Genomic DNA, 6715 nt, shown 5'->3' with positions numbered 1-6715 from the left:
CCAACACAGCGGGCAATCTCACGAGAGATTGTCGAAGCGCTTCTACCAATTTCTTTTGCAATGCTACGCATTGACAACCCTTCTCTGAGTAAAACTTCTATACGTCCGCGATCAAATGCGGTAAGCTGATGATAATGACTCATAATGTTTCCTCGCGTTCTGTATGTTCTAGACAAACTACATTTTACGCTGGTTCATTATGAGTCAGTTTTTATTTAGCTTAGTGTTGCACTTGAATTGTAAATTCAAGTGTTCAAATTTTTTTCAAAAACTTTGCTCAAAAAATAACAAATTCGGCAACTGTCCGAGCGGAAGTGTGAAAAAACAACATATTTTCTCAGATATGGATTTCATATCTCTAGCATATGATTAAAAGACAATCTCTGAAACGGACGATTTTCCAGAGAAAAGAAAGAAGGACCATGATTATGCTGAAACCACATGTACTGAACGAAAGCTTACAAGCTGCATACTTGTTCAATACTGGTCAGTCATATCGCGCAGATAAATTTTTTGGGGTGACGCGCAACGGACAGGAATTAACTTTCCGCGTTTGGGCACCGCACGCCGAAGAAATTCACTTAGTGTCGGCACACTGTGATTGGGCGATTTACGACGACTTTGCCATGACCCCGTTAGAGGAGACGGGTGTTTGGGAAGTTACGACTGACGTATTGGACGAAGGTGACTATTACAAATACGCCATTAAGACGCGTGATGGTGAAGTGTTACTACGCACAGATCCATTCGCTCACGAATACGAAAAGAAACCCGGTGTTGCAGCGATTGTAAACACGGATTCATACAAGTGGCACGATGGCTTATATCGTGGTCGTCAAGGTCGACGCGACAAGTTGAACCAACCGGTTAATATCTACGAAATGCACATGACATCATGGCGCCGTCACATGGACGGGTCATACATGTCATATCGTGAACTGGCGGATCAATTGATTCCGTACGTTAAGGAAATGGGATACACCCACATTGAGATGTTGCCGATTACGGAACATTTGTTGGATATGTCGTGGGGGTACCAAACGTATGGTTTCTTCGCAGCAACATCACGAATGGGTCGTTTGCAAGATTTACAATATTTCGTTGATGAAGCCCACAATGCCAATATCGGTGTGATTTTGGACTTTGTGCCAGGTCATTTTATCAAGAACTACGACGCGCTATATCGCTTTGACGGTACGCCGACATTTGAGTCTGGTAACCGTACGATTGCTGAAAATGTGCGTTGGGGAACTTGGAACTTTGACTTGGGGAAGTCACAAGTGCAAAGCTTCTTGATTTCAGCCGCATTGTTCTGGCTAGAAAATGTGCACTTTGACGGTCTACGTGTGGATGGTGTGTCAAACATCATCTACATCAACCAAGATGCGGGCAAGGAAGACTGGCGTAACGAAGATGGCACAGCTTACGACTATGCAGGAATTGCATTCTTGCAAAAGTTGAATGCGATTATTCATGATCGCGTGCCAGCGGCGTTGATGTTCGCCGAAGAAGCGACCGCCTACCCTGGGGTGACATCACCTGAGGGTCTGGGATTCGACTTCAAGTGGAACATGGGTTGGATGCATGACACGCTTGATTTCTTTGAACTAGATTCCCTTTACCGACCAGGTGCATTTAACAACTTAACGTTTAGCTTCATGTACACGTTTGATGAGCAATTTACGTTGCCACTATCACACGATGAAGTTGTTCACGGTAAGAAGAGCTTGATGCACAAGATGTTCGGTGACCGTTATAACCAATTCGCAAACCTACGCACCATGATGGTTTGGATGATGACACATCCAGGTAAGAAGTTGCGCTTCATGGGTAGTGAATGGGGTCAATTCTTGGAATGGCGTGACGAAGAACCGCTGGAGTGGCGCGATCTAGAAGACGGTCTAAACTGTAGTATGCAACACTTCACTGCCGAACTTAACAAGTTGTATCGTGACCAACACGCTTTGTGGGAACAAGATTTTGTACCAGAAGGGGTTGATTTCTCACAAACTGACGAAGGGTATCGTGGCACCATGGCGTTTATGCGTCGTGGTAAGAAGGCCAGCGACACACTCATCATGGCGATGAATACATTGCCGGTACAAAAGAATGATTACCGCGTTATCGTGCCTAAGGCCGGTAAGTACGAGGTGCTCCTAAACACGGAAAACAGTGACTTTGGTGGTACTTGGAAGCACATTCCAACGGAGCACGAAGCCTTCTTGGCCGGTGACCATTATGAAATTTCAGTTATTTTGCCTGCAACTGGGGCATTGATTATTAAGCAAAAGAAGCAAACACGGGGAAAGAAAAATGAAGGATAAAGTAACGGATTTGATCCTCGCAGGGGGACAAGGAACACGACTAGGCAAGTTGACGAAGAACTTGGCTAAGCCAGCAGTGCCATTCGGCGGACGCTACCGCATTATTGACTTTACGTTGAGTAACTTGGCGAACTCAAACGTGACGTCAGTTGGGGTCATCACACAATATGAACCATACGAATTGAACCAACACATTGGGAACGGCTCAGACTGGGGCCTAAATGTGATGGATGGTGGCATATCAATTTTGCAACCATGCTCAGACGGTGAAGGTAACAAGTTCTTTGAGGGAACGGCCCACGCCATTTACCAAAACATTGGTTACATCGACCGCCAAGATCCTGAATACGTGATGATTTTGTCAGGTGACCACATCTACAAGATGGATTACACAGACATGATTGACGCGCACAAGGAGACGGGAGCTGATTTGACGGTTTCAGTTATGCCGGTGCCAATGGACGAAGCATCACGTTTCGGAATCATGAACACGGATAACGATAACAAGATTGTCGAGTTTGAAGAGAAGCCAGCTAACCCAAAGTCTAACTTGGCTTCAATGGGAATCTACGTCTTCAACTGGAAGAAGCTACGTGAGTACTTGGTAGCAGGGTACGAGCAAGGCGAAGATATGGTCGACTTCGGTAAGAATGTGATTCCAGCTTACTTGGCAAATGACGAAAAGGTTTACGCCTTTGCCTTCCGCAACTACTGGCGCGACGTTGGTACGATTCAATCATTGTGGCAAGCGAACATGGAATTGTTGGAACGCGACAATGAGTTGAACTTGTCAGACCGTGCTTGGCGTATCTACTCACACAGCACGAACCAAAACCCAATGTACGTGGCACAAGAAGCTCAAATTCACGATAGTTTGATGGTGGATGCTGTGTACGTTGCGGGTCGTGTCTCACACAGTTTGATTTCAACTGGTGTGACAGTAGAAGACCATGCAGTGGTTGATCACAGTGTGATTATGCCAGGAGCAAAGATTGGCGCAGGCGCAGCTGTGTCATATGCAATCGTTGGTGAAGGTGCTGTGATTGTTGGAACGCCTGATGATATCGCAGTTGTTGGTTGCGATGAATATTATGCAGAGACGCAAGTAAATGAGGGGGTATTGTCGAATGCGTAATCAATTAAGTGTCATTCTTGATTTGAATGAAGCACACTGCCATACTTTGGGGCAATTGACGGTTGATCGTCCATTGGGAAGCGTGCCATTCGGTGGTAAGTTCCGATTGGTTGATTTCCCACTATCAGCTGCAAGTAATGCGGGTGTTACGAAGACCATGATGGCCATGCCAGACCGTTGCCAATCAATTTTGGACCACGTTCGTACGGGGCGTGAATGGCAAATGGATCGCTTGGGCGGTGGTTTATTTATGACATTTCAGTCAGAACGTGGTTTATTAAAGGACATCCGTCGCTTTATTAATCACGCTAAGACACCATACACAGCTATCTTGGGTACATCAGAAGTGGCGAACTTGGATTTGAAGGCGATTGTGGCGAACCACGAAGAACAAGCACAACCTGTTACAGTTGTTGCGCGTTGGATGGACGTGGCTGATTTGGTACCTGGTATGCAAGTGCTGACGTTGACTGACGAAGGATTGGCTCGGAACTTTGAGCCGGCCGAAAACGTACGTCGTTCATCTGAAGAGCAAGTATTGGTTTATTTGCAAGCCAGTGTTGTTGATTCAAACATTTTGCAAGTGGCTGCTGATCGTGAAATTGAACATGCGACGGGTAAGAACGTCCAAGGTTTGACGCGTCAATTGATGAGCGACTTTGGCGCTAACGTGGTTGTGCACGAAGGTGTTCACTTGCCAGTACACGATGTGAAGAGTTACTTCGAAGCAAACAAGGCGTTGTTGGATTTTGACAACTACCGCAGCTTGTTGATGGAACGTCCAGTGCACACGAAGTCAAAGAATGAAGCGCCAGCGCACTTTATGCCATCAGCTGAAGTGCACCGTTCATTGTTTGGAACGGGCGGTACATTTGCCGGATCTGTTTCAGATTCAGTTGTCTTCCGAACGGTTGAAGTGGCAGAAGATGCGAAGGTGCGTCATTCAGTTGTTTTGCAAGGTTGCAAGATTGGTGCCGGGGCTGATTTGTCATATGTCATCATGGACAAGGATGCCGTGATTGAGCCTGGTGTTGTGTTGCACGGTACGCCAGAAATGCCAATTATCGTTGGCAAGGAAGCGGTTGTGCGTGCAGCCAAGAAGCAGGTGACTGTCTAATGAAAGTGCTGTTTGCTGCAAGTGAAGTAGTGCCGTTTTACAAAACAGGAGGCCTTGGGGATGTGGCCGGTGCTTTGCCTAACGCGCTAAATGCGCAAGGTGAAGATGTACGTGTGGTGGCACCGTACTACCATGAAATTTTTCCAGAAAAGTACCGCGACCAATTGATGGATTTGCACTGGTTTACAGTGTGGATTAACAATCATGAGGAATATGCTGGCGTGAAGACGATGCGCTTGAATGGTGTCATCTACTACTTCATCGATAACCAATCATATTTCTCAGGCAAGAAGCTTTACGAACACTGGAATGACGGTGAACGTTTTGCCTTCTTCCAACTGGCTGTCATTGAAATGATGCAAGAAATCGATTTTATTCCAGATGTTTTGCACGCCAATGACTGGCACACAGCAATGATTCCAGCTTTGTTGAAGACGCGTTATGCCTGGCAACAACCGCTACAACAAATTAAGACATTGTTGACGATTCACAACATGCAATTCCAAGGTGCCTATGCGCCAGAAACGTTGCAAACGTTCTTCGATTTGGATTGGAATTTGTACGCGAGTGGAGAAGCTCGCTTTGGGGATGGTAGCAACTGGTTGAAGACGGCGATGGTGTTTGCCGACCGTATCAACACAGTTAGTCCAACGTACGCCGAAGAGATTAAGACACCTGAATTTGGTGAGCATCTTGATCCAGTTTTGCGCATGTACGAAGGTAAGCTATCAGGAATCGTAAATGGGGTTGATACAGAACGTTACAACCCAGCCACTGATCCAGATTTGCCATTTAACTATGATGCAACTGATTTGAGTGGTAAGGAAAAGGATAAGCACGCGTTGCAAGACGAATTTGGCTTGCCACACGCAGCTGGTCCTTTGATGGTGATGGTGTCACGTTTGACACCACAAAAGGGTGTGCATTTGCTAGCTGAAGCATTGCCTTATTTCTTGGCAACGCACGACGCACAAGTTGTTATTTTGGGAACAGGGATTCCTGAACTGGAAGGCCAGTTGACGAACTTAGCAGCGCACTACCCAGATCAATTACGTGTCATCATTGATTTTGATGTTCATTTGGCCCAACGCATGTATGCGGCAGCGGATATGTTCCTAATGCCAAGTGCATTTGAGCCATGTGGTATTTCACAAATGATGGCGCAATTGTATGGCACGTTGCCATTGGTACACGAGGTTGGTGGCTTGTGTGACACAGTGGTGCCGTATAACGAGGTTTCAGGAGAGGGAACCGGATTCGGGTTCAAGCAATTTGATGCTAGCACCCTTGGTTGGATGATGGATTACGCGCAACAAACGTTCTTGAACAAGCCAGAAGCATGGCGTAGTTTGCAGGAACAAGCGATGGCAGTTGATGTGTCTTGGACACAATCAGCCAACGCCTATCGCGAACTCTATGAACAACTATAAACCCGGATTATTCATCAAGACAAACAAAAAACCGCTGAAACAGCAAGTTAATACCGTTTCAGCGGGTTTTGCGCTTTCACCCGTTGGGTGAAAACCATAGGAGCTCTTTTTTATGATATTTTGTTAGTGGAAAACAAACCAAATACTCAAAAATTGGAGCGTCTAAAATTATGACTCAAAAAGTATTACCTAGCAACCATTTAGTTGCAGTTTCAGACAATGGGGCACCAATTACCTCGGATGGTGGCAACGTGCTGCTTAGTATTTTTCTGAATTCGCCTGTAATTTCCAGGCTCTTTAATAACGTTGAATTCAACGATAATCGCAAAAATCCACGCTATGCTAAGGTAGAATTGTTATTGCAAATGCTCATTCAAGTTATCGAAGGTTATCGCAACGACGACGTTGCAGATTACTTGACCCAAGATATCGAACATCGACTTGTTTATGCGCAAAACATGGCATCTCAACCAACTATTTCCAGATTTCTATCACATCTCACGAACGAAGACATTGATGAGCTACAAGAATTAAATCGTCGTATTGTCTCTTTAATTGATGAAAGATCAGCCAATACTGAACTGGTGCTAGATTTGGATTCAACCTACTTTGAGACCTTTGGTCATCAAGAAAAAATTGGTTTTAATTATCACTACTTGAACGTCGGTTACCATCCGCTTATCATGACCGATGCTTTAACTGGAACCGT

General features: G+C 45.4%; 6 protein-coding genes. 5 read left to right on the top strand and 1 reads right to left on the bottom strand.

The genetic code is table 11. From position 1 onward, the window contains the following. The coding region (locus C6P11_RS10355) for a helix-turn-helix domain-containing protein (RefSeq protein ID WP_135518151.1) at positions 1 to 143 on the bottom strand (143 nt) is incomplete at its 3' end. 285 nt (positions 144 to 428) lie between these two features. Between C6P11_RS10355 and glgB the strand changes: the two genes are divergently transcribed. From glgB to C6P11_RS10330, 5 genes are all read left to right on the top strand, one after another. Further along, the gene (gene glgB / locus C6P11_RS10350) at positions 429 to 2324 is read left to right on the top strand and encodes a 1,4-alpha-glucan branching protein GlgB (protein WP_135520888.1); all 1896 of its coding nucleotides are present in this window, start codon (positions 429 to 431) and stop codon (positions 2322 to 2324) included. Beyond that, positions 2314 to 3459, top strand: a complete 1146-nt coding sequence (locus C6P11_RS10345) for a glucose-1-phosphate adenylyltransferase (RefSeq protein ID WP_135520886.1) — start codon at positions 2314 to 2316, stop codon at positions 3457 to 3459. The genes glgB and C6P11_RS10345 overlap by 11 nt, the downstream gene beginning before the upstream one ends. Further along, positions 3452 to 4576: a glucose-1-phosphate adenylyltransferase subunit GlgD gene (glgD, locus tag C6P11_RS10340; protein WP_135520884.1), complete on the top strand. Its 1125-nt coding sequence runs from the start codon at positions 3452 to 3454 to the stop codon at positions 4574 to 4576. The genes C6P11_RS10345 and glgD overlap by 8 nt, the downstream gene beginning before the upstream one ends. Further along, positions 4576 to 6006 (top strand): glycogen synthase GlgA, encoded by a 1431-nt coding sequence (gene glgA / locus C6P11_RS10335; protein WP_135520882.1) that lies wholly within the window; start codon positions 4576 to 4578, stop codon positions 6004 to 6006. The genes glgD and glgA overlap by 1 nt, the downstream gene beginning before the upstream one ends. 170 nt (positions 6007 to 6176) lie before the next feature. Continuing rightward, the coding region (locus C6P11_RS10330) for a transposase (protein ID WP_210114206.1) at positions 6177 to 6715 on the top strand (539 nt) is incomplete at its 3' end.

Source organism: Weissella confusa (assembly GCF_004766315.1).
Taxonomy (GTDB): domain Bacteria; phylum Bacillota; class Bacilli; order Lactobacillales; family Lactobacillaceae; genus Weissella; species Weissella confusa_A.
The sequence above is the reverse complement of the archived record's forward strand: the minus strand, read 5'-3'. Positions and strand labels throughout refer to the sequence as shown.

Bases quoted from the DNA above. Each gene is read 5' to 3' on its own strand.
- C6P11_RS10345 (WP_135520886.1), top strand. From the start codon at position 2,314: ATGAAGGATAAAGTAACGGATTTGATCCTCGCAGGGGGACAAGGAACA.
- glgA (WP_135520882.1), top strand. From the start codon at position 4,576: ATGAAAGTGCTGTTTGCTGCAAGTGAAGTAGTGCCGTTTTACAAAACA.
- glgB (WP_135520888.1), top strand. From the start codon at position 429: ATGCTGAAACCACATGTACTGAACGAAAGCTTACAAGCTGCATACTTG.
- glgD (WP_135520884.1), top strand. From the start codon at position 3,452: ATGCGTAATCAATTAAGTGTCATTCTTGATTTGAATGAAGCACACTGC.